The sequence below is a fragment of the Pseudomonas sp. S2_A02 genome (genome assembly GCF_054668495.1).
Genome location: NZ_CP162776.1, coordinates 85539 through 109092, shown reverse-complemented (window position 1 = coordinate 109092; position 23554 = coordinate 85539). Strand labels below are relative to the sequence as shown.

At 56.6% G+C, this 23554-nt stretch carries 17 protein-coding genes, 1 tRNA gene and 2 pseudogenes; 11 read left to right on the top strand and 9 right to left on the bottom strand.

The genetic code is table 11. The annotated features are described in order from the left end of the window. Positions 1–140 precede the first annotated feature (140 nt). The gene (locus tag AB4O41_RS00420) at positions 141–1151 is read right to left on the bottom strand and encodes a LacI family DNA-binding transcriptional regulator (RefSeq protein ID WP_460145725.1); all 1011 of its coding nucleotides are present in this window, start codon (positions 1149–1151) and stop codon (positions 141–143) included. Between the two features lie 58 nt (positions 1152–1209). Next, complete coding sequence (locus AB4O41_RS00415; RefSeq protein ID WP_460145724.1) at positions 1210–1491, bottom strand: hypothetical protein; 282 nt, start codon at positions 1489–1491, stop codon at positions 1210–1212. A 222-nt stretch (positions 1492–1713) separates the two neighbouring features. On the opposite strand from AB4O41_RS00415, the gene AB4O41_RS00410 reads away from it, so the two are divergent. The 6 genes and pseudogenes from AB4O41_RS00410 (at position 1714) to AB4O41_RS00385 (ending at position 7670) form a co-directional block, all read left to right on the top strand. Then, entirely contained in the window at positions 1714–3228 is a 1515-nt protein-coding gene (locus tag AB4O41_RS00410) for a sugar ABC transporter ATP-binding protein (protein ID WP_460145723.1), read from the top strand. After that, positions 3225–4247 (top strand): ABC transporter permease subunit, encoded by a 1023-nt coding sequence (locus AB4O41_RS00405; RefSeq protein WP_460145722.1) that lies wholly within the window; start codon positions 3225–3227, stop codon positions 4245–4247. The genes AB4O41_RS00410 and AB4O41_RS00405 overlap by 4 nt, the downstream gene beginning before the upstream one ends. Before the next feature lie 43 nt (positions 4248–4290). Continuing rightward, positions 4291–5217: pseudogene (locus tag AB4O41_RS00400) on the top strand (ABC transporter substrate-binding protein). A gap of 165 nt (positions 5218–5382) precedes the next feature. Continuing rightward, entirely contained in the window at positions 5383–6021 is a 639-nt protein-coding gene (locus tag AB4O41_RS00395; RefSeq protein ID WP_460145721.1) for a nucleoside/nucleotide kinase family protein, read from the top strand. Between the two features lie 52 nt (positions 6022–6073). Continuing rightward, complete coding sequence (locus AB4O41_RS00390) at positions 6074–7012, top strand: carbohydrate kinase family protein (protein WP_460148234.1); 939 nt, start codon at positions 6074–6076, stop codon at positions 7010–7012. Positions 7013–7172: 160 nt separating this feature from the next. Then, positions 7173–7670: a helix-turn-helix transcriptional regulator gene (locus AB4O41_RS00385; RefSeq protein WP_460145720.1), complete on the top strand. Its 498-nt coding sequence runs from the start codon at positions 7173–7175 to the stop codon at positions 7668–7670. Positions 7671–7726: 56 nt separating this feature from the next. Here the strand turns inward: AB4O41_RS00385 and AB4O41_RS00380 are convergent, their stop codons facing one another. Further along, a complete protein-coding gene (locus AB4O41_RS00380; protein ID WP_460148232.1) occupies positions 7727–12781 on the bottom strand; it encodes a trifunctional serine/threonine-protein kinase/ATP-binding protein/sensor histidine kinase in 5055 nt (1684 codons plus the stop codon). A gap of 353 nt (positions 12782–13134) precedes the next feature. Here AB4O41_RS00380 and AB4O41_RS00375 point away from each other — a divergent pair, with 353 nt between their 5' ends. The 5 genes from AB4O41_RS00375 (at position 13135) to AB4O41_RS00355 (ending at position 18118) form a co-directional block, all read left to right on the top strand. Continuing rightward, positions 13135–14127 (top strand): response regulator, encoded by a 993-nt coding sequence (locus AB4O41_RS00375; protein ID WP_460145719.1) that lies wholly within the window; start codon positions 13135–13137, stop codon positions 14125–14127. 44 nt (positions 14128–14171) lie between these two features. Next, positions 14172–14534, top strand: coding sequence for a response regulator transcription factor (locus tag AB4O41_RS00370; RefSeq protein ID WP_460148231.1), 363 nt, complete (start codon positions 14172–14174; stop codon positions 14532–14534). 366 nt (positions 14535–14900) lie between these two features. Next, positions 14901–15554: a hydrolase gene (locus AB4O41_RS00365; RefSeq protein WP_030130686.1), complete on the top strand. Its 654-nt coding sequence runs from the start codon at positions 14901–14903 to the stop codon at positions 15552–15554. A gap of 71 nt (positions 15555–15625) precedes the next feature. Beyond that, positions 15626–16630: an MBL fold metallo-hydrolase gene (locus AB4O41_RS00360; protein ID WP_460145718.1), complete on the top strand. Its 1005-nt coding sequence runs from the start codon at positions 15626–15628 to the stop codon at positions 16628–16630. A 117-nt stretch (positions 16631–16747) separates the two neighbouring features. Next, positions 16748–18118 carry an OprD family porin gene (locus AB4O41_RS00355; RefSeq protein ID WP_460145717.1) on the top strand — a complete coding sequence of 457 codons (1371 nt, stop codon included), beginning with the start codon at positions 16748–16750 and terminating at the stop codon, positions 18116–18118. A 310-nt stretch (positions 18119–18428) separates the two neighbouring features. Here the strand turns inward: AB4O41_RS00355 and AB4O41_RS00350 are convergent. From AB4O41_RS00350 to AB4O41_RS00325, 6 genes and pseudogenes are all read right to left on the bottom strand, one after another. Further along, positions 18429–18504, bottom strand: a tRNA-Gly gene (locus AB4O41_RS00350). 63 nt (positions 18505–18567) lie between these two features. Beyond that, positions 18568–19128: a CDP-diacylglycerol--glycerol-3-phosphate 3-phosphatidyltransferase gene (gene pgsA / locus AB4O41_RS00345; protein WP_052964322.1), complete on the bottom strand. Its 561-nt coding sequence runs from the start codon at positions 19126–19128 to the stop codon at positions 18568–18570. Between the two features lie 33 nt (positions 19129–19161). Further along, positions 19162–20984: pseudogene (gene uvrC / locus AB4O41_RS00340) on the bottom strand (excinuclease ABC subunit UvrC). Between the two features lie 2 nt (positions 20985–20986). Continuing rightward, entirely contained in the window at positions 20987–21628 is a 642-nt protein-coding gene (gene gacA, locus AB4O41_RS00335) for a response regulator transcription factor GacA (protein ID WP_008015884.1), read from the bottom strand. 127 nt (positions 21629–21755) lie between these two features. After that, positions 21756–22199 (bottom strand): GNAT family N-acetyltransferase, encoded by a 444-nt coding sequence (locus tag AB4O41_RS00330; RefSeq protein ID WP_460145716.1) that lies wholly within the window; start codon positions 22197–22199, stop codon positions 21756–21758. Further along, entirely contained in the window at positions 22200–22958 is a 759-nt protein-coding gene (locus tag AB4O41_RS00325) for a carbon-nitrogen hydrolase family protein (protein ID WP_460145715.1), read from the bottom strand. It lies immediately after the preceding gene. Between the last annotated feature and the right edge of the window lie 596 nt (positions 22959–23554).

The following is a 23554-nucleotide window of genomic DNA, read 5'->3' as shown; positions in this document are numbered from 1 at the left end:
ACATACATATACGTGCACGACAAATGGAAACCAGATGCTAGTCGTTTAGTTTCAAAGTTATCCAGACGGCGAGACGTGAACAAGAATCAAATAATTCACGTCTGCACCGCTAGATCCTCAGGACGAAACCCTGAGTACAGTCATTTGGGAGCGCCGCAAGAATCTCGCTGGATTAAAGAAGGTTTCAATCTAATAGTCTGACGTTTACCCTCAGGTTGCTTGATACGCTTCAATAACAGCTTCACAGCCTGGGCTCCGAGTTCCTCTAGAGGTTGCGCTACAACTGTCAGTCTTGGGCTAAAAGCATCCGCCCAGTCGAAATCGTCAAAGCCAACCAGCGCGATATCCTTTGGCACCTCAAGCCCCGCTTCACGAAGAGCCTGCATTGCACCAATAGTCATCAAGTTGTTTGCAGTCATTATTGCGGTGGGCGGGTGCTCTAGCGATAGCAAACGGCGAGTGGCTTCCATTGCCGGCGCAATCGCCGATTCACCACAGCAAACCAATTGATCTTCGTACTCAATTCCAGCGTCAGCTAAAGCCGCACGGTAGCCGTCAATTCGCTCATGAGAAGAAGACTGAGTCAATCGTCCGGATACCATCCCGATACGCCGATGACCAAGCTTAATCAAATGTGCAATCAATTCTTGAGAGGAGTGCTTATTTTCTACCCCCACCTGATCAAAAGACGTCGAGAGAAGTCGATCGATGAGAACCGTGGGTATCTTGTTGGCTTTTAAGTAATTAAATACTCGATTTTCTGGATCATATTCCGAAGCCAGTACAATCCCGTCAACACGTCGCTCATGCAGTGCCTTGACCGCTTTGAGTTCCTGTTCCGGATCTCTTTGCGTATTGACCAGTATCATCATCAAACCGCTTTTCGCGCATGCCGCTTCGATGGCACGTACTGTTTCACTGAAGTAATAGTTTGAAAGCGTAGCAATCGCCACACCGATGGCACCCGAACCCGAAGAGGAACGAGCCAGAGACCGAGCGAGTGAGTTTCGAATATAGCCTACGGACTCTACAGCCTGATTCACGCTACGGACGGTGTCAGGATGAACTTTACGAGTACCGTTGAGTACATGAGATACCGTAGACATCGATACGTTCGCGGCTCTCGCGACATCGCTCATCTTTGCGCCCACTGTGCATCACTCCTTTCTCACGTGATTTGATGGATAGCGCTGAACTCATGTCCAGTTGCTACCTATTGTAAAGCTCACGGCGAGAAAATGCGTCGATGGCTCTCGGAATTGATGCCGGGACGAACCCGCAATTTCGTGAAAGACCCAGCGAGATGCGCAGCGCATCTGAAGTCTGTGAATCAAGATGATGGAATCCGCTATGCAGCATAGCCGGGCACTCCTTTTTATTATCGTAGCGATCATCCTGCGAACCAATTTGATGGACGCAGCAGCGCTTGTTGAAAAAAGCATAGCCGAGACGAAAGCGCTTGCGCAAGCGCTTTTCTAACATCCTTTTCATGTGTTCTTTGATCGGGGCTTCCCTAGGAGATGGACATGGAAGTGCTTTTTGGAGAATTCCTCGAACGAAAAGGAAAGCGCTTGCGCAAGCGCTTTCCTTTCGACTATGTTGCTCGAACAAGAACACCGATGAGAGGTTTCAACTGCTTCTCAAATCGGTAGATAAGGAGTTAACAACTATGCTGAGCACTGGATCTGAAAGCCCCCTCCTGCCCTATTGGAAATGCATTCCATCTCGAAGTCATTCAATGGGGTGCGCGTCCTGCATGATATTGACCTCAGTATTTTCCCTGGACAAATCCACGCGCTAATGGGCGAAAACGGCGCCGGAAAATCCACTCTGATGAAAATACTATCGGGGGCCTATGTCGCCGACAGTGGCACTATACGAATCGACGGATGTGATATTCGAAACTATGGCGTGAATGATGCGAAGCGCCATGGCATATCCGTCATCTATCAAGAGCTCAGCTTGTGCGCAAATATGAGCGTGGTGGAGAACATCTACCTGGGTAGAGAGATTCGCCGATGTGGAGTTATAAACCGCAAGGCAATGACCGAAGGCGCACTCGTAGTACTAAAGCGACTTGGCGTCACATTTGATCCCCATGCACTGGTCGGCACCTTGTCGATTGCGGACCAACAACTTGTTGAAATCGCGCGTGCAATTCATGCCGACACGCGAATCCTGGTGATGGACGAGCCTACAACGCCGCTCTCCACAAAAGAGACCGAAAGTCTTTTTACATTGATTCGCCAGCTACGTGATGATGGCGTCGCGATCATCTATATCAGCCATCGAATGGCCGAGATATACGCATTGTCCGATTTTGTTTCGGTGCTCCGGGACGGTCATTACGTTGGTTCGCTGGATCGCGCCACGCTGTCAGCTGAAACCCTGGTCCGGATGATGGTTGGCCGCGATGTTTCCGGCTTCTACGCCCATGAGCGTTCTTTGTGCTCTTACGAGCAACCGATACTACGTGTTCGTAATCTTACAGATGATTTCAATATTCAAGATTGCAGTTTCGATCTGTATGCCGGCGAAATTCTCGGGATTGCAGGACTGGTGGGCTCAGGGAGAACCGAACTTGCCCGATTAATCGCAGGTATCGATGCATACTCAGGCGGAAAGATTGAAATGGACGGCGAAGTTGTAGTCATACGCTCTCCTCGCGATGCAGGTAATGCAGGCATCGTCTATCTGACAGAAGACCGCAAAGCACTGGGCCTTTTTCTCGACATGAGTGTCCACGACAATATCAATGTATGTGTTGTGGGAAGTGATGCTCGATTTGCAGGGTTTGTGGACCGAACGGCCGGAACTGGACGTACCGAACAAGCGATCCAGGCACTCAATATCAAAGCGTCCTCAGATATCAATGTTGGAGCGCTGTCCGGAGGCAACCAGCAAAAAGTTTTGCTGGCTCGTCTGCTGGAGATGAAGCCCAGAGTATTGTTCCTCGACGAGCCTACATCGGGTGTCGACATTGGGGCTAAATCAGAAATATATAAAATCATCAATGCATTAGCAGCATCCGGCGTTTGCGTAGTGATAATTTCAAGTGAACTACCAGAGATCGTTGGAATTGCCGACCGTGTATTGGTCATGTGTGAAGGTAAACTTGTCACCGAACTCGGTGGCCACAGCGGTCTTGATATCACACCTGAAGCCATTATCGCGTTTGCCACAGGCAGCGACAGGTTGACTCTAGCCAACGGAGACTTAGTTCAATGACTTCCCCATTGCAAAGCAAAGTAGCAAGTGACTTCACCACGCCTGGTGTACGAAGCATCGCCGGAGCTTCCACGCAGGATAAAATGCGCCAAATGATGAGAGTGGCGGGCATGCTGCCCGTATTGATACTCCTTTGCGTGGGCTTTGGCCTGATGAGCGAGAGCTTTTTCTCGGTTCAAAATTTCTCAATCATCAGTCAGCAGGCCTCTATCAATGTGGTGTTGGCGTCAGGTCTGACTTTCGTGATCTTGACGGGTGGAATCGACCTTTCGGTTGGTTCGATTCTGGCTGTTTCCGCAGTAGTGGCGCTATTGGTATCGCAAGTTCCGGGTTTTGCTCCCCTGGCTATCGCTGCGGGGCTTGGAGTCGGACTGCTGCTAGGGCTCGTCAATGGTGTATTGGTCGCTTTTGGAAAGCTACCGGCATTTATCGTCACACTAGGCGGTTTGACTGCGATGCGTGGAATCGCACGCCTCATCGGCGAAGACAAAACGGTTTTCAATCCCGACCTGTCCTTTGCTTACATTGGCAACGATGCGTTGTTCGGGGTGCCATGGCTGGTTGTAATCGCGGTAGTCGTGGTTACTCTTTCGTGGATTATTCTTCGACGTACGGTGTTAGGCGTACAGATTTACGCAGTGGGCGGCAATCCTGAGGCCGCACGGTTGTCGGGAATCAAAGTCTGGAAAGTCCTGTTATTTACTTATGCCCTGTCCGGTTTGTTGGCGGGCGTGGGGGCCATCATGACTTCCGCTCGATTGATGGCTGCTAACGGACTGCAAATGGGACAGTCTTATGAACTCGACGCTATCGCCGCCGTTATTCTGGGAGGCACACGCTTTACTGGAGGCGTTGGCACCATTATCGGTACGCTAATTGGCGCCCTGATTATCGCTACACTTTCCAATGGCCTGATATTGCTGGGAGTTTCGGATATCTGGCAATACATTATCAAAGGTGTTGTCATTATCGGAGCGGTAGCCCTCGATCGCTTTCGGCAGTCAGGTGCACGCACCTGAATCATATATAACCCCCACACTCCAATAACAAGAGACAGTCCTCATGAAAAAAATAATATTTACCGCTGTTTGTACACTACTGGCATTCAGCACCGCTCAAGCGCGAGAGTTGAAATCCGTCGGCATAACTGTTGGCTCGCTGGGTAATCCTTATTTTGTAGCGATGGTAGATGGCGCCAAAGCCGAGGCACTGCATATTAATCCAGCAGCAAAATTTACCTCAGTGTCGGCAGATTACGATTTGAATAAGCAGTTCACTCAAATCGATAACTTCATTTCTTCGGGCGTAGACTTAATTCTTGTCAACGCCGTCGACCCTGTAGCAATCGCGCCAGCGATTGCGAAAGCAAGGAAGGCAGGCATAGTGGTTGTGGGCGTAGATGTCATGGTGCAAGGCGCCAACGCCACGGTACAAACCGATAACGTCGAAGCCGGCAAGATTGTATGTCAGTACATCTCTGAGAAGCTGGGTGGCAAGGGTAACGTTATTATCCAGAATGGTACGCAGACTTCAGCAGTCCTGGACCGAGTCAATGGCTGTAAGAGTGTTTTCGCGCAGGCACCCGACATCAAGATACTGTCTGATAATCAGGATGCCAAAGGCTCGCGCGAAGGTGGCTACAGCGTGATGCAAGGCGACTTGACTCGCTTTACAAAAGTCGACGCGGTGTTCGCGATCAATGATCCCCAGGCCATAGGTGCAGACCTGGCAGCAAAACAACTCAAGCGCAAAGGCATCATTATCGCATCGGTGGATGGGGCTCCCGATATAGAGACTGCGCTCAAAAGCGATACACAGATCCAGGCATCCGCCTCTCAATCCCCTTGAGGCCAGGCACAACAGGCCGTAACGATGGGTTATGACCTGTTGAATGGCAAATCTTTGGAAAGCACGACGGTACTGCTTCAACCTTCACTTGTAACCCGGACTAATGTCATGGAGTACAAAGGCTGGCAAGCTGCCCACTGACCGCCCCCTAAGCGGTTGAGTCAAATGACATAGGGGTTTCTAGCCACCTCTGTAATGCGGGGAATGGCTGCTGCGAGGTACTCGCAGCAGCCGAACGGCATGAAAATCCCTAGAGGGGCGAACCTGTGGGAAGCCTGAGTGACGGCTGCTGACGAGAGACTTTGCATGTTTACCGAAACAAAACAAATAGTAAGTACAGAGCTACTCAACTACGTTAAGGCTCTGTCTGGTAATCGAATTGTCGTTGCGCTAGCGGGACCGCCTGGTGCCGGTAAGTCCACCGTCTCTCAGGCCTTGGTAGAGGCTCTTAATAGCGTTAAGCCGGGGAGCGCAGCTGTCGTTCCCGGGGATGGCTTTCATTACGATGACGCGGTTCTTGGATCCTTGAACCTTTTAGATCGTAAGGGCTCACCTGATACATTCGATGTGGGTGGCTTCAGGAGTCTGCTGCTACGACTTCGTGCGAACAACGAACCAGCGGTTGCCGTTCCGGTATTCGATCGAATCCTGGAGATATCCCGTGCTGCAGGACAATTGATTCCCTCTGACGTGAAATATCTCATCGTGGAAGGAAACTACCTTCTATTAGACCTCGCCCCATGGTCGTCCTTAAAAGACTGTTTTGACGCCACCATCATGCTGCAGGCTGACCGCAAAACCCTGGAAGCGCGCCTGCTTGATCGATGGCGATCATTGGGTTTCGATGAATCTACTTCCTATGAAAAAGTTCATCGCAACGACCTTCCGAATGCCGACATTGTGATGTCGGCCAGCAATATCGCTGACTTCACGATCACAAATTAAGATCCCGCCTACGATCACAACTTGTAGCGAACCTTTAAAAGAGCGAATGACTATGTATCTGGTATGTGGTGAAGCGCTGTTCGATTTCTTCAGTGAAAACGACGTCAACGCTCAATCTTCAAAAGTGAACTACAAAGCGATTGCCGGTGGTTCGCCGTTCAACGTCGCCGTCGGCCTGCGCCGTCTGGGCATCGACGTGGCGTTGTTCGCCGGACTGTCCAGCGACTACCTCGGCCGGCGTTTACAGCAAGTGCTGCAGGAGGAAGGCGTGCGCCCGGACTACCTGCAGGATTTCGACGCACCGACCACCCTGGCGATGGTCGCCGTCGGTGCCGACGGCTCGCCGCATTACAGTTTCCGAGGCGAAGGCTGTGCCGATCGCCAGCTGTTGCCGGGGCACTTACCTGAGTTAGGCGCTGAAGTGCGTGGGTTGCATATTGGCTCGTACTCGCTGGTGGTGCAGCCGATTGCCGACACCCTGCTGGCCCTGGTCCGCCGGGAAAGCGGCAAACGCCTGATCAGCCTCGACCCCAATGTGCGACTCAATCCAGAACCGAATATCGAACTGTGGCGCGAGCGCATCAACACTCTGGTCGAGCATGCCGACCTGATCAAAGTCAGCGACGAGGACCTGAACCTGCTCTACCCCGAGCGTGATCCGCAAAGCGTGATCCATGGCTGGCTGGAACACCGCTGCCAACTGGTATTCCTCACCCGTGGCGGCCAGGGAGCAACGGTATTCAGCCGCCGCCATGGCAGTTGGTCGGCGCCGGCCTGCGCAGTGGTGATGGCTGATACCGTGGGCGCCGGCGACACCTTCCAGGCGGCGTTGATCGCCTGGCTGACCGAACAGCAGCTGGATTCGGTGGAGGGTTTGCAGCGCTTGAGTCGCGAACAGATCGACGCGATGCTCACCTTCGCCGTCAGCGCCGCCGCCCTGACCTGCGGCAAGACCGGGCCGGACCTGCCTTATCGGCATCAGTTGGATTGATGTCTGGTCAGGATCTGTATCGCGGGCGGGTACTGGACGGCTCAACAATCCGAGCCGTCAGATAGATAGCGGGGGCAGCGTTTCATAACTCTTAAGGTTTGCTTAAGGACTTTAAATATCGCCGAGGGACAGACTTTCCTGAACGAAAAGGAGAGCCGCCATGAACCCGCAATCGGTGAATTCAAACCATCCATGCACCCTTGTCCGACCATTGGGCGCCCTGTCCGGCTGGCAGGAGCGCCGCGCCAAGGAGCTGATGCTCCGTGAAATGAGCAACTGCATTCGCATCAGCGAGATTGCCGAACACTGCAACCTGTCTCGTAGCCATTTTTCCCGGGCATTCAAAAGGGTTACCGGCCACTCGCCGCAAGGCTGGTTAGTGAGGATGAAAATCGAAAAAGCCAAAAGCCTGCTAATCACCTCGATGCCGATCACCGATGTCGTCTATGAATGCGGTTTCGCGGACCACTCGCATTTCACCCGCACCTTCAGCCGCCTGGAAGGAATGTCACCCAAGGCATGGCGCCGGGCCTTTGATCATGCAACGCGCCATCTTCCCCAGCCGTCAGTGATCGATCGGGACATACCTGATTGGAGAATTCGCGATAGCCTGGTCGACGGCGTGGGACAGTCGCGCGTGCAGGAGCTGCACGTGTGAACTGATCGAGGTCGACAAAACGAACTCCTCCCTTTGGCCGCTCATGCGGCCCTTTTTTATCCGGCGCTGGCCGGCGCGAGCGGCAGATTGAAGCAGATCCTGGCACCCTGCTCGCTGTCCTGAACGACCAGCGTCCCGCCGTGTGCGCCGATCACCGACCTGCAAATGGCCAGCCCCATACCCATGCCGCTGCCTTTTGTGGTGTAGAACGCATCGAAAATCTGCTCGCGCTGTTGCGCGCCAATACCCGGTCCGTTGTCCTGGAAGCAGACCTGGACATAATCGTCCTTGACCGAAGAGCCGATGATGAGACACCCATTCGTGATTGCGGCTCCGGCGATGGCCTCCAGCGCATTGGTGATGAGGTTGAACACCACCTGTTGGATCTGCACCGCATCGATCCACACCGGGCATTGCGCATCGAGACGGGTTTCCAGTCGTATGTTGCGGTTCGCCAGGTCGGTGGCGATCAGGCGCACGACCTCGCCAATCAAATCGTCGACCTGCACCGGCAGCCGTTGCAACGGCGCTTGTTTGGCGAGCGCGCGAAGCGCTTGGACAATATCGGCGGCGCGGGCGCTATCCGAGCGGATGTCTTCGAGCCCCTGAATGGCTTCTTCCAGATCGGGCTGATCACGCTTGAGCCAGCGCAGGCTGGCCGAGGCGTTGGACAAAATGCCCAGCAGCGGCTGGCTGATCTCATGGGCAATCGAAGCCGAAAGCTCACCCATGACCTTGAGGTGCGAGCTACGCGCCAGTTCAGCCCGGGAGCTGCGCAAGTCCGCTTCCATCTGCGCGCGCAGCTGGTTGTCCTCGACCAGCTGCGCATACAGCCGGGCGGTTTGCAGCGACACGGCGGCCTGGGAGGCGAGAATTTCCAGCATGGTCAGGCGCTCGGCGCTGAACAGATTAGGGACGAGACTGTTCTCCAGATAAACCAGACCGATCAACGTACCTTGTTTGAGCAACGGCAGGCACAACAAGGAACGCGTCTGGCGCTGTTGCAGATCGGCGCTATAGGCTTCGGGACAATCGGCCCCGGCATCATCGAGCACCAGAGGTATGCGCGTGCGCATGGTCGCGTTGAGTACCGAGGTCGGCGCCAACTGTTCGAGTGGTTGCCCGGCGTCCAGTGCGACCCGCACGTTGCCGGCCTCGACGGAGGCCGTTGCCGCCAGTTGCAGTTCGGCACCGATGACGATCATCAGCACGCCATTGTCGGCACCGGCCTGAATCATCAGGTGATTCATCAGGGTTTCGACCAGACGTTCGAGCAACACTTCCTGCGAAAGTGCACGCGCCGCCTCGATCCCCACTTCAAGATCGAGCCGGACCTGAGTCACGGGCCGGGCCGAGTCGAATGACGACTCAGCCTTCAGAAACGGATGCAAGGCCTCCAGCTGACGTGCCTTGGCGCCAGCGCCCCACAAATTGTAGCAGTCGCGCGCGACGCGCAGATGGTGGTTGGCGCCGGACACCAGTCCGTTCGGTAAACAGATATCGGCCAGCTGTTCGTGGGCCAGCGCCTGCTCATGGATGAAACCGGCCGCCGTCGCGGCGATCTGCGACTGATCGAAGCAGCGGATGGCCACCAGTTCCTGACCGCGCAAGCGGGCAATCACCCCTTCGATCAGCAGCAGTTTGCTGCGGAAGGTCGTCGGGTTGAGCTCGACCCATGACTGAAACCGCTGACGTTGCTGCTCGAGCTTTTGCAGCTTTTCGACGACCTCGCCGGGCGCCTGCGCACTGCCCAGCGCCAAACTGTAGAACAGGTAGTAATCCGCGAGATTGATATGCGCCGGAATCGACCAGGCCAGCGCGGCAGCTTCTTCGAAACGTCGCAATGCGTAAGGGATATCACCGAAATGAAACGCGGACATGCCGGAATACAGCCACAAATAAAACAGTGTCGGTTGTGACACGCTGCGGCGATCAATGGGGCCGAACCTGTCATGCTCGACGCCGTCCAGTTCGGCCAGCGGCCGTTGCGCACGCCCGTCGCGCAGATCAATAGCGAACGCCTGTTGCGCCAGGAGAATGCGCTCAATATCGATGTAATGGAATTGCCGCACCCAGGCCAGACCCTGATCCAGTTCGTTCAACACTCCTTGCAAGGGTTCGCCCATGAACAGCAGGTCGGAGCCGATGTGGTTGCAGGCATAGCAGGACATGCCCAGGTCGCCACCGGCCTGGCCGCATTCGAATGCGGCGAACGCCTTCTGTCGAGCGTAGGCCATCGGTCGAGTCCACGGGCTGACTTGATCGAGCGCTACCAGCGTGCCTGTGCGCCCTGCTTCATAGCCATGCTTGTCGGTGAGCTCAAGCGCTAATTCAGCAAAGGCTTGTCCGTCCACATATTCGTCATAGCGTTCGGCAATCATCACGCCAAACCAGGCAAACCCGTAACCGCTGCCCGGCGTCGTGCCATACAGCAGTGTAAGTTCAACCATTTTTGCCAGATGCAACAAACGAATACCGTCGTTGACGAAGAACGAAGAAGTCAGCGTACTGAGCAATTCCATGGCCGCTTCGACAGACGGGTCATTCGCTTTGGGCAAATGCACCAGATCAGCGATCTGACGTGTGCCGACGAGTGCGCGTACCTGGGAAAACGCCAAGGTCAGTTGTTCCTGCGAGGGCTTGCGCTGCAGGGGAATGTCCAACAGGGTCAGACCATTCAGCGCCTCGGTGATCGCCCCTTCGTAATCGGAGTGCAGCGTGCGCAAGGTGGCTCGTAACCGATAGGTCTTCGCGCGGTCGAGCACTGTGGTGGCATGGGTCAGGCAATCATCAAGGCGTCGCTGGGCGCCGGCCAGATCAGCCAGAAGCATGTCGCACTCGGCAGCCAGCCATTGGGTGGCGAACGTTTGGGTGTAAAGGCCGGACCAACCCGACTGGCCGAGCAAATTCTCGGCAGTGCGCAGAAAACCCACGGCCTGCTCGACGGCAGCGGTATCCCTCGCGCGCTCGGCGGCTTCGACCAACAGTTCAACGAACTCGGTACGGCGATAGGCCTCCAGTGTATCGACGTCAATACGCTGGATCTGGCTGGCGACTTCGAACACACGCTCATGGATCTGCTCGCCCCACTGATCCAGCATGGCGCCAGCGATACGGGCATGCTCGGCGGCGCGTCCCGACTGTGCAGGAAGCTGGCAGGCTGCTTCCAGTATACGGTCGTGGGGAAACACCAGTTGCTCGCGCTCGCGCAGCAGCAATCCCGCATCGACCAGGCTTTGCACATCGATGCTGATCTGGTGCGAATCACACGGCACTAGCTGGTGCAGCAGCGATTCGTCACAGCGCCCACCGACATATCCGGCCGTGCGCATCACTTCGCGCTCCATCAAAGACAGCCGTTCGAGTCGCTGCACCATCAAGTCGGCAACATTGTCCGCATAGCGATAACTGTCCACCTCCTCCTGGCTCCAGACCCAGCGGCGACTCAGCACGTCGAAGCGCACTAGACGCTCATCGATCAACGCTCGCAACACCTGACGGACGAAAAGAGGGTTGCCGGCCGTCTTGTAGTGCACGACTTGTGCGAGCGCTTCAATACCCGCGGTGTCGGTGTCCAGTTCAGCGGCGATCAGTTCAGCGACCGCGGGCTCCGACAATGGACCCAGCATGACGCGTGTACAGGGCACCGATTGCCCACGGCCGAGCACCTCCACCAATCCACCTTCACGCTCGAGAGCCTGCGACTCGGCCTCGCGGTACGCCAGGAACAGGAGCAGATGCCTGGGCCGCCGATCGACGAAGGTCTGAAGGAACGAAAGGGTCGAATCGTCCGCCCACTGCACATCATCCACGAACAGCACCAAGGGCCTTCCCGGCTGAGCGAAGACTTCCAGTACATCGAGCAGGGTGCGGTTGGCGCGATCGAGCGCATGCCGCGCCGGCATGTTCGGCAACTCAGGCGTGACACCGATGACCAGCTCAGCCTCGGGCGCCAGCTCCACCAGGATCCTCCCCCGTCCCTTTAGCCGTTCGACCAGTTGCTCGCCAAGCATCTCCAGCTCCAAGGCTGGCTTGCCCAGCAACTGGGTCATCAACGATCTGAAAATTTCCGACAACGGTGCGTAGGGGATTTCCTGCTGCTGCAGATTGCTTTTGCCGCTAGCCCAGTAGCCAGGCGCCAGGGGGCGGACGCCCTGATGGATCAGCGTCGACTTGCCGGCGCCCGGCGCTCCGCCGACCAGCAGGACCCGGGCGATGCCATCGTTGCGAACCTGCTGCAGCAGTTCAATCAGCTGCGTGCGCTCGGTGTCTCGACCGAACAGAACACCGCCGCGGGCCAAGGAAGGCAACGCATCGAAAGCGCCCAGCCGAAACGCGTCGATGCACTCATGTTCCAGCCATTGATTTTGGCACCAAGCCAGATCCGCGGCCATCGATGCGGCGCTTTGATAGCGGGCACCCGGCTCTTTTGCCAAGCCTTTGAGCAGAACTCGACAGATACCTTCCGGCAGATCGGCGACATGAATCGCCGGTGATTCCGGCTGGACGGCAGCATGCACGTGCAGCCATTGGGACGGGTCTCGGGCGGTGAGCGGCAGGTTGCCGGTCAGCGCTTGATAAAGAATCGTAGACAGGGCATAGACGTCACTGCGCGCGTCAAAACTAGCGGCATCGCGCCGTACCTGCTCTGGGGCTAGATACGGCCATTGTTCCAAACCAGGTAATTGCGCGGCGCACGCCTCCGCGCAATGGCTGTGGAAACCCAGAAACCTGACCGAATTGGCGGCATCCACCATCAGGTGATGGGGTTGCAGACAGGCATGACGCACGCCCACTTTCTGCGCACATGAAAGCGCATTCGCCGCCGCTACAGCGATGGCCAGCATGCGCCCCAGTGGCAGCCCTGTATCACTGATCAGATCCATCAGCGGCGTTCCCGACGAGGGATAGACCAACAAAGGCCCCTCGGCCGAGCGGATGAACGCGACAGGGGCTATCGCCCAGGCAGGATCCAGGTCCCGGTGAAAATCTCGCTCCAGCTGCTGGCATGTGGCAGGCCGCCGAATCGGTGCCCGGGCGGCGAGCCAGGATGTTCCAGATTGCGGATCCTGAAGCGTAAACCAGGTCAGATCGTTTTCCCGGCGCAGCATGGTGAAGGTGCAACGTTCCAGCCAGGCTTCATCATGTACGACATCAAGACTGCGGAAACCGGATGCTGAGAGAGGGCTGCTGGGCATGAACAATCACCGCTGAAGATTCGTTTCGGGCTGAGCCTCGAGAGTATACGCACCGCTCTGGTCAGAGGGCTGCGGGCGAACCATCTTGTCCGTAATCGGCATCAGAATGGCCGTTGAGAGGCCCCACTGCCGGTGGTTTTCGCACCTGAAAACCATCGCGTGTTATCCCTCGGGATAATTGCAATATGTCGGGCCGTCCCCTAGCGTGTAGCCCTGATAAACGACATTCCGGCGTCACTCCCCGTCAACGCAGTGCAGAGGAACGTATGATCCGACTCGGCCAAGCCACTATTTCCCTGGAACGGCGTGAAGCCTTTCTTGATGGACGGCCGCTGCGTGTCGGGGGCCGAGCGTTCGAAATCCTCTCGGTGCTGATGCAGGCCGATGGCCGAATCGTCAGCAAAGATGAATTGATCACACAGGTCTGGCCTGACACCGTCGTCGAGGAAAACAATCTGCAGGTGCAGATTTCCTCACTGCGCAAGTTGCTCGGCGAAAAACAACTCATCCAGACGGTCCCGCGCCGAGGTTACCGATTATTGAAAGACCATGAACCGCCCCTGCCCCTGTTCCATCCTGCCGCCCTGGGCCCCTTGGCGTCCGAGGATCAGCAGAGGATTGATCCTGACAGCGTGCCGGTGTTCATCGTGGACGATGACGCCTGCGTGCGCACAGCGCTCAGCCGACTGCTGCGAGCCGAAGGTATCGTGCACCGGATATTTGCCTCGGCGGAGGAGTTGCTTGGCGCTGACCTCGACATCGGCCCCGCTTGCCTCTTGCTGGACATAAGCCTGCCCGAGGCGACAGGGCTGGAACTGCAATCGGCGCTCGGACAACGCGGGCATCCGTGGCCAGTCATTTTCATGACCGGTTTCGGCACCATTCCAATGTCGGTGCAGGCCATGAAAGCGGGAGCGGTCGAATTCCTGACCAAACCTTTTAATGACGACCAGTTGCTGGACATCCTGCGCACCACCCGTCAGCGTGCAGCGAAGTCCTTCGAGCAATGGCAGCGCATTCAGAGCGCTCGTCAAAGGGCAGCCCTGTTGACACCCCGTGAGCGCGAAGTGCTGCCACTGATCGTCGCGGGGCTATCCAACAAGCACATCGCCAACCGGTTGGGCACCAGTGAAGTCACCGCCAAGGTCCACCGAAAACACATCATGGAGAAGATGCAGACCCGCTCTCTGGTCAGCCTGGTCAGCCTGTATGGCTTGATCAGCGCGGAGCCGGCGTCAGTCATGCAGGGTTCTTCATGACTATCGGCACTGGCTGCGCCGCCCCCGGATCATCCGGCAACGTCATGATCATCGTCTGCATCGTGGACGACGATGCGTCCGTGCGCAAAAGCCTGGCCAACCTGCTCCGGTCGGCTGGCTACCGCTGTCGGATATTCGCTTCGGGAGAGGAATTTCTGGCTCACGACAACTTTGATGACGTCGCCTGTCTGTTGCTGGATCTGAAAATGAAGGGCCTCTCGGGAATAGAGGTCATGCAAGCGCTTGCACGCCTGGACAGAAAATTTCCGGTGATATGCATGTCGGCATACTGGGATGAAGCGACACTGACTGAATCCAGCCGCTACGGCGCCAACGAATGCCTGCGTAAACCCTTCAGCGCCGACGCGTTGTTGACGGCTCTCGAGGTTGCGCTTCAACCGAAATAGGCCTCCCTGCGACCGTGACATGGGTGTTTCGAGAGATGCACCGAGTCAAACGCTCAATTTGAAAATCGTCGCCGCCAACCTTGTCCTTGCCATTTCCTGAATCATTTTCCCTCCCTGGCAATCATCCTGGCGTCAGACCGCTGCCCTATCGAAAAACCGCACGCTATCGCACAAACATCCAAAAATGCAGCACAAGCGTTCAATCCCCGCTATGTGGAATGCGTGACTATTTCCTCGACTAGACCAATGAGGCGACGGTTCCTCCAGCCCATCGCCACGCAAGGCTCGATGACTTTTTTCATCAATCGACGGCACAGGTCGCCGAGCAACCCAAGTAATCCTCAGTCATACGTAAGGAAAAACATCATGGCACTCGCAAAAGCAGCTCCAGGCAAAACCCTTCTCACCCCAACTGACCACACCCTGATCATGATCGACCATCAGTCGCAAATGTCCTTCGCGACCAAGTCGATCGATGCCGTCACCCTGCGTAACAACGCCGCGCTGGTAGCCAAGGCCGCCCGGGGCTTCGAGGTATCGACCATCCTCACCACCGTTGCCGAAAAAAGCTTCTCCGGCCCGATCTTCGACGAAATCAAGTCAGTGTTTCCAGACCACAAAGTGATCGACCGCACCAGCATGAACACCTGGGAAGACGAACGCATCGCCGTCGAAGTGAACGCCTTCGGCAAACAGAAAATCGTCCTCGCCGGTCTGTGGACCTCCGTGTGCATCGTCGGCCCGGCGCTGTCAGCTATCGACCAAGGCTTTGAGGTCTACTTCATCGCCGATGCCTGCGGCGATGTCTCCATCGAAGCCCATGAAATGGCCGTGCAACGCATGATCCAGATCGGCGCCCGCCCGATGACGGCGTTGCAATACCTGCTGGAGCTCCAACGTGACTGGGCTCGTACTGAAACCTACGAGGAAACCGTCAAGACCTCGATCGCCAATGGCGGCGCCTACGGCCTGGGTCTGATCTACGCCAAAACCATGTTCCACGCCTCTGAAGGCCATTGAGTGACGACAGCGGCTGCGCATATGCGTAGCCGCTTCCTCACGCCTTTTTTATTGCAACCAGGAAGCAAGCCATGAGCCTTCTCAAGCACCTCCCCATCCACTTCAAGGGCTCACTGATAGCCCTCGGTCTCACGTTTGCAACCAGTCAGGTTCAAGCGGCGCCACCGCCGCAAGTACACACTCAAGTCCCTGGCTATCAGCGCCTGGCAGTGGGTGAATATGAAGTCACCGCGTTGTTCGATGGCTACAGCGACCTCGGACCAACGCTGCTCAAAGGCCTTTCGCAGAAAGACATTCGCGCCATGCTCGAACGCAAGTTCATTTTTACCCAAGGCATGCCGACCGCGTTCAACGCATTCCTGATCAATACCGGCCAAAACCTGGTGCTGGTGGATGCCGGTGCCGGTGCCTGTTTCGGTGAAACCGCCGGCTGGCTGCCCGACAATATCCGCGCTGCCGGTTACCAACCTGAGCAAGTGGATACCGTGTTGCTCACCCATATGCATGTCGATCACGTCTGTGGCCTGATCAACACCAAGGGTGAACCCGTGTTCGCCAATGCCACGGTATATGCCGCCAAACTGGAAGCCGATTACTGGCTCAGCCAGGCAAACCTGGACAAGGCCCCTGCAGATGCCCGTGGCTACTTCGAGATTGCCCGTAAATCGGTGGCTCCCTATGTCGCCGCCGACCACTTTAGAACCTTCACCCCCGAGCAGTCGCTGGTGCCTGGCGTCACCCCGGTCAGCCTGCCCGGCCACACACCCGGCAGCAGCGGCTACACGTTCAGCTCCAACGGCCAGAGCATTCTGTTCATGGGTGACCTGATCCATAGTTTCGCCGTGCAGTTCCAGCATCCGGAAGTGAGCATCGGCTTCGATGTGCAGGGTAAACAGGCCGTCGAGACTCGCGAAAAACTGTTCAAACAAGTCGCTCATGACCGCACCTGGGTTGCCGGTGCTCACTTGCCCTTCCCTGGTATCGGGCATATCAGCAATCGCGAAAAAGCCTTCGCCTGGGTGCCCGTCGAATACGGCCCTTACCAGCGACCGAAAAATGTCCCGCTGATCCAGTGATCACAACCCCGGACTTAAGCCAACTTCTCTGCGGGGCACCTTCTCAGCGGTGAAGGTGCCGGGCCGCTCGCGCCCGACTCGCTGGCTGCGCAGCCACTTCTCGCGCGGTGAATGAATATGATGTATGCATCCAACGACCTTATTGCAATTCAAGGCCCTGGCAACGCGACTGGCCCCCTGGTGCCCTTCTGGCTGTGCATGTTGCTCACGAGCACAGCCGGAACCGCGATAGCCGCCGAGCCCGTACAAACCGCACAAGGTTTGCTGGCAGGGTCGACGCTTAAGGTGCTCAGCCGAAACTTCTACCTCAACAATGACTATCGATCGCCTTCGCCGACAGACAAGAGTTACAAACAGGAATGGGCTCAAGGTTTCATCACCTCATTCGAATCCGGGTTCACTCCCGGCATGATAGGAATGGGTATCGATGCCCATGGATTTCTCGGTTTGAAACTGGACAGCGGCAAGGGACGTTCCGGGACGGGATTGTTACCTCTGGCTCATGACGGTCGCAGCGAAGACAGCTACTCCAGCGGTGGTGGAGCCTTGAAGCTGCGAGCCTCCCGCACCACCCTGGCGTTCGGTGAAATGACTGTCGAAACCCCGGTGTTCGACACGGCGGACAAACGCCTGCAACCGGAATACGCCACGGGCCTGTTGATTGACAGCCGTGAAATCGACGACGTGCATTTGTTGGCCGGTCACTTCACCGCTTTCAAGAATCAGGATGCGTCCACCCACAAGGGCGACTTCTCCGGCTACGGTGTGAGCACCAGTACGGGCGGCATCGATTTTATCGGGGTCAACCTGCTCGAAGATCGCCTAGTGGGCGGTGCCCTTTATGCCTCGGAACTGAGCGACACCTGGCGTCAGTACTACGCCAACCTGCACCTGAAACAGTCCGGTTTTTTCTTCGACGGCAATCTTTACCGCACCCAGGACTATGGCGAGGCCGTGACAGGAGCGATCGATAACACTGCCTACAGCCTGTCGGGCAAATACACCACCGGTGCCCAAGCATTCACCCTCGCCTATCAGAAAATCAACGGCGACACACCCTTCGACTTCGTCGGTGGTGATTCCATCTACCTGGCCAACTCGATCAAGTACGCTGATTTCAACGGCCCCCATGAACGCTCCTGGCAGGTGCGTTACGACTTCGACCTCGGCACTTTCGGCCTGCCCGGCTTGAAGTTCATGACCCGCTACGTGACCGGGCGTGGCATCGATGGCACCCAGGCACCCAAGGGCGGTGCGTATAACCCGTTCGACCCGACCATCGGCGATTACCAACCCCAACAAGGGGATGGCGGCCGGCATTGGGAACGCGACATAGACCTACGCTACATCGTGCGGTCGGGCCGGGCCAAGGACTTGTCCGTGCAGCTGTCCCATGTGACGCATCGAGCCAATAACGCTCAGGCTGGCGATGACATCGACCGGACTTATGTGGTTATCGACTACCCGCTCAAGCTGGGATCACTTTGAGCTTTCACGGTATTACCCCCTCAGCAGCCTCGTGCCTTCCGCGCCGGCAAGAAAGCCCGTTCTCTGGGCGGTTGATGACGCTGCTCTGATAGTCGCCTGAACCACGCTGGCAACGGTTAGGACATCTGTTCAAGGTAAACAAGCGATGAATAGATGCACATTGCCCCTGACGATCAGTTGCCTTGGCAACAAAATGTGCCCATTGGGGCTGGATCTGAGTTTTTTCAGGGGGGCGCGGCAAAAATCAAAGAAAGACTTTTCTTTGGACGAAAAAAATGGACCTCTTTTCAGAGATCCATTTTTTAATGCTTGGAGCGGGAAACGAGACTCGAACTCGCGACCCCGACCTTGGCAAGGTCGTGCTCTACCAACTGAGCTATTCCCGCGTCTTGGTGAGGCGCATTCTATAGAATCCTGATGCCCCGTCAACCCCTTGATTCAAAAAAGTTTTATTTCTTTTCCACGTCCGTCTTCAGATGCGGCCAGGCAGCCCGTAAGTATTGGACCATGGACCACAACGTCAGGCCAGCAGACACCAGCAGCAAGGCGTAACCCATCAGGACCCAGAAGGTGAAGTCCGAAGGGTTGGCCAGCAGGATCACCAGCGCCAGCATTTGCGCGGCAGTTTTCCATTTGCCCAGGTTTGACACCGCTACATGGGCGCGGGCACCGAGTTCGGCCATCCACTCGCGCAGTGCCGAAACGACAATTTCGCGACCGATGATAACGGCGGCCGGCAGCGTGAGCCACAGGTTGCCATGCTCTTGCACCAGCAGAACGAGCGCAACGGCGACCATCAGCTTGTCTGCAACAGGATCGAGGAAGGCCCCGAACGGTGTGCTTTGTTCCAGACGACGGGCCAGATACCCGTCGAGCCAGTCGGTCGCGGCGGCAAATGCGAAGACCGAGGCGGACGCCAAATAGCTCCAGTGGTAAGGCAAGTAAAACAGCAAAATGAAGATCGGGATGAGCAGGACGCGTAAAACGGTAATCAGATTAGGGATATTCATCGGCACAACTGGCTACGAGGTGAGTTGGGCATTCTACTCGCTGTGCAGATTTGCATAAATCAACTCTGCGAGCTTTTTGCTGATTCCGGGTGCTTTGGCGATCTCTTCGATGCTGGCACGAGACAGCTCCTGCAATCCACCAAAATGTTTCAACAAATCGCGTCGACGTGTCGGTCCGACACCGGCAACGCCCTCAAGTGTAGACGTGCGGCGAGTTTTGCCACGACGTGCGCGGTGCCCGGTAATGGCGAAACGGTGGGCTTCGTCGCGAATCTGCTGAATTAAATGCAGCGCGGGGGAATCGCCGCGCAAGGTGAACTCATGGGCCGCGTCGTTGAGGTACAGGGTTTCGAAACCGGCCTTGCGCGTCGCGCCCTTGGCCACACCCAAGAGAATCAGGTCTGGCACGGCCAATTCGTTTAGCACGTCACGCGCCATGGACAGCTGACCTTTACCGCCGTCGACCAGCAAGATATCCGGTAACTTGCCCTCTCCGTCCTTCAATTTGCTGAAGCGTCGGGTCAGGGCCTGGTGCATCGCGGCATAGTCATCGCCCGGGGTGACGCCTTCAATGTTATAGCGGCGGTAGTCGGATTTGATCGGGCCTTCAGGGCCAAACACCACACAGGACGCTACAGTGGCCTCGCCGCTGGAATGACTGATGTCGTAGCACTCGAGACGTTGCGGCGGCTCGTCCAGTTTCAGCACTTCGGCCAAGGCATCGAAACGTGCCGCAACGTGTTGTCGATTAGCCAGACGTGCGCCCAGCGCTTGCTCGGCATTGGTGACCGCCAATTGCTGCCAGCGCGCTCGTGTGCCGCGCACTCGATGGCTGATGGTCAATTCACGACCGCGCAGCTCTTCGATGGCTGCGATCAGCGTCGGAAAGTCTTCGTGAACCACGTTGACGATCAGCTCGCTCGGCAAGTCGCGCTCAGGACTGCTGATGAAGTATTGGCCGAGAAACGCCGCCATGACTTCGGATACGTCTTCCTCAATACCCACCTGCGGAAAGAAGTTCTTGCTCCCCAACACCCGGCCACCGCGCACGCTGATCAAGTGTACGCAGGCGCCACCTGGATTGACGAACGCCGCAATCACATCGACATCGCCCGTCCCGCCTTCCATGCTCTGCTGGTCCTGGACCCGACGCAGCAATGAGATCTGGTCACGCAGCTCGGCGGCACGCTCGAACTCAAGGTTGACCGCCGCCTCCTCCATGGCCGCAGACAACTCGTCCGCCAGGGCGTTGCTGCGGCCTTCAAGAAACATCACCGAGTGGCGTACATCTTCGGCATACACCTCGGGCTCCACCAGCCCCACGCACGGCGCCTTGCAGCGTTTGATCTGGTATTGCAGACAAGGTCGCGCGCGGTTCTTGTAAAAGCTGTCTTCACATTGGCGAACAAAAAAGCCTTTTGCAGCAGACTCAGGCTTTCGCGAATCGCACCGGCGCTGGGATAAGGGCCGAAATATTTGCCCTTGGCCTTTTTCGCCCCCCGATGGATGCTCAAGCGTGGGAACTGGCCATCCGAGAGAAAGACGTAAGGGTAGGATTTGTCGTCGCGCAGCAGGATGTTGTACGGCGGACGCCATTCCTTGATCAGCGTCTGCTCAAGCAGCAAGGCCTCGGTTTCGTTGGCCGTGATGGTGGTCTCGACCTGGGCGATACGGCCCACCAGCGCAGCGGTCTTGGGGGCAAGACCGGCTTTGCGGAAGTAACTCGCCAAACGCTTCTTGAGATTTTTGGCTTTGCCGACATAAAGCAGCCGCGCATCGCTGTCGAACATGCGATAGACGCCCGGCCGCCCACTGACCGTCGACAGAAAAGCACTTGGATCGAATATTTCAGTCATTTTCAGAGGCTGGCATCAACCATGCCGTGACGAACCGCCAGCAGCGTCAACTCGACATCGCTGCTGATCGAAAGCTTCTCGAAAATACGGTAACGGTAGGTATTCACTGTTTTTGGCGACAGGCACAGTTTGTCGGAAATGATCTGCACCTTCTGACAGCCGACAATCATCAACGCAATCTGGATTTCCCGCTCCGACAAGGCGTCGAAGGGCGAATCATTGGTTGGCTGGAACGACTTGATCGCCAGTTGCTGGGCAATCTGCGGGCTGATATAGCGTTGCCCGGCAAACACCAGGCGAATGGCCTGGACCATTTCCGGCAATCCGGCACCCTTGGTCAGGTAACCCGCGGCACCTGCCTGTAACAGTCGGGTAGGAAACGGATCTTCCTCGCACACGGTGACCGCGACGACTTTGATGTCCGGATGACTGCGCAATAATTTGCGCGTGGCTTCAAGACCGCCGATCCCGGGCATCTTGACGTCCATCAGCACCACATCGGGTTTCAACTCACGCGCTTTAAGCAGGGATTCCTCCCCTGACTCAGCCTGGCCGACTACTTGCAGGCCATCGATGTCAGCCAGCATTCGTGTAATGCCTGTACGAACGAGATCATGGTCATCGACTACTAGCACCCTAATCAAGCAGACACCTCGCGTTTTGGTCTTATTGGGTTGTCGGACACCTTAGCAAAAAGCAACTGGCAGACCTAGCGGCAAGCCGCATATAAAAAGTATCAATTCATCTGGCAAGGCTTGCCACCTGTGTGTTTCAGCGATGCAGTTCATTGATATCACGCTGCATTCTCAGGAAACACTCGTCTTTACCGACCACCTTCAGGCCCTTTCTTTCGTAGAGCACTTTCGCCGGGTTATTTTCAAAAACGGTCAGACGCAATGCCGGGCGTCGCTCCTTGCACGCCATGGCGAATACCTGATCGATCGCCCAGGAACCGGCGCCCTGCCCCTGGTACGCTGCTAATAAATGCAATTCGCGGATATACAAGGCACTAGCGTCGCGGCTCAGACTGACATACCCCATCAACGTGTCATCACGCACAATCAGCCAGTTTTCGCGTCCCTCCCAGGCGACATCAAAGGCCTCGTCCAGCCACAACAGTTCATGTTGAATGTAGTAGCGAAGCATATTTCGACAAGTCAGGTCACGAGCAAAGTCCAGGTCCCGAGGTGTTGCCGGACGCAATTCGAAACCCATTCAAGCCTCCGCCACAGCGACGATTTGCCCTTTCCAACCATCAGCATTGCGACGAGCAACGACCATAAGGTTCCCCGTACCCGGCGCAGCCACAATCAACGTTCCGTCCGCCGCCCAGATTGCACTGCGCCCTGCCGACTCCCAGCCACCCGTCGCGCCACCATGGTTGGCCATCAGAACCGCCATCGAGTGAGTGCAAGCATAGCCTTGCAACAGTGCGGTATCTGGAGCGTAGCCGTTTTCTGTGATCAGCACGCCCGCAGCATAAAGATCAGCGCCCTGCCGTGCCGCGGCTGCCGCGTGACTGGCGTGAGAAAAATCGGCGCACACCGCTAGCGCGACGGTGTCACTACCGATCTTTAATGTCGAACCGCCCGCTCCCGGGGCAAATGCCACTTCCTCGCCCGGGTGCAGATGCTGTTTGCTGTAAACACCAAGCGAACCATCGGCACCCAATACCAGGGCACCGATCAATACCGGCGAATCGTCCGACAGACGAATCGGCATCCCAATGACACTGGTCACACCGACTTCCCGCGCGAAGTCGCGCAGCGGTTGCAGCACCCCGGCGTCTGGCGCTATGGCCAGCTCCGCTGCCAGGCCGCGTTCGTACCCGGTCAGAGACAGTTCCGGAAACACCAGCAATTGCACGCCCTGCTCCGCAGCAACCTGCATGAAGCGCCGATGCCAGGCCATGTTGGCGGCAAGATCACCGGCGATGGAGATCGATTGAGCGGCGGCAATGGTCAGTGTCGTCATGGTTCGTCCTTGTGACATTGTGGTAGTTGGGCGCAGCGCAAAGTGTGTCACAACCCCCGACGTACTCAAGCGATAGAAAAGCCCATGATCATCGATAGCATTTTCTGATTGAATCCGCGCACCGGCCTCTAGTAAGCTCGGCGCATTCATCGGAGACAGACCATGCTCAACGCCCTCTCACAGCTTCGTACCGCCAGCGCCCCGCGCTCGGTTGCGGCTACCCGGGTGAATGACGTTTGTGCTGCGGTCAGCTTTTATTTTGGGTATTGGTTTAGCCACTGGCGCGCCTGATACCCACACGGCGCCCAATTTAAACGGGTCGCCACCAGAGAATTCTCAACCCCCGGTCGGCTCCCCGACCGGGGGTTTTGTTTTTTCAGCTCCCTGCATTTAGCTGCATACATTTTTAGCGTCAACCAGACAATTTGAGGATTCACGACATGAACTACGCCACTTATTACCGTTACGACAGTTTTACCGCCTGGCGATTTACCAGCCTCCGCTCGGGACAGCCTGCCGCCTCCGATCGGTCACCCACAGGTGGCAAGCACACACACGCAGCCAATCCGGCCAATTGTCGAACACCCCAGTAGGGC

Coding starts and splice junctions, on each gene's coding strand:
- AB4O41_RS00415 (WP_460145724.1), bottom strand. CDS start 1,491: ATGAAAAGGATGTTAGAAAAGCGCTTGCGCAAGCGCTTTCGTCTCGGC.
- AB4O41_RS00410 (WP_460145723.1), top strand. CDS start 1,714: ATGCATTCCATCTCGAAGTCATTCAATGGGGTGCGCGTCCTGCATGAT.
- AB4O41_RS00405 (WP_460145722.1), top strand. CDS start 3,225: ATGACTTCCCCATTGCAAAGCAAAGTAGCAAGTGACTTCACCACGCCT.
- AB4O41_RS00395 (WP_460145721.1), top strand. CDS start 5,383: ATGTTTACCGAAACAAAACAAATAGTAAGTACAGAGCTACTCAACTAC.
- AB4O41_RS00390 (WP_460148234.1), top strand. CDS start 6,074: ATGTATCTGGTATGTGGTGAAGCGCTGTTCGATTTCTTCAGTGAAAAC.
- AB4O41_RS00385 (WP_460145720.1), top strand. CDS start 7,173: ATGAACCCGCAATCGGTGAATTCAAACCATCCATGCACCCTTGTCCGA.
- AB4O41_RS00380 (WP_460148232.1), bottom strand. CDS start 12,781: ATGCTGCGCCGGGAAAACGATCTGACCTGGTTTACGCTTCAGGATCCG.
- AB4O41_RS00375 (WP_460145719.1), top strand. CDS start 13,135: ATGATCCGACTCGGCCAAGCCACTATTTCCCTGGAACGGCGTGAAGCC.
- AB4O41_RS00370 (WP_460148231.1), top strand. CDS start 14,172: ATGATCATCGTCTGCATCGTGGACGACGATGCGTCCGTGCGCAAAAGC.
- AB4O41_RS00365 (WP_030130686.1), top strand. CDS start 14,901: ATGGCACTCGCAAAAGCAGCTCCAGGCAAAACCCTTCTCACCCCAACT.
- AB4O41_RS00360 (WP_460145718.1), top strand. CDS start 15,626: ATGAGCCTTCTCAAGCACCTCCCCATCCACTTCAAGGGCTCACTGATA.
- AB4O41_RS00355 (WP_460145717.1), top strand. CDS start 16,748: ATGATGTATGCATCCAACGACCTTATTGCAATTCAAGGCCCTGGCAAC.
- pgsA (WP_052964322.1), bottom strand. CDS start 19,128: ATGAATATCCCTAATCTGATTACCGTTTTACGCGTCCTGCTCATCCCG.
- AB4O41_RS00330 (WP_460145716.1), bottom strand. CDS start 22,199: ATGGGTTTCGAATTGCGTCCGGCAACACCTCGGGACCTGGACTTTGCT.
- AB4O41_RS00325 (WP_460145715.1), bottom strand. CDS start 22,958: ATGACGACACTGACCATTGCCGCCGCTCAATCGATCTCCATCGCCGGT.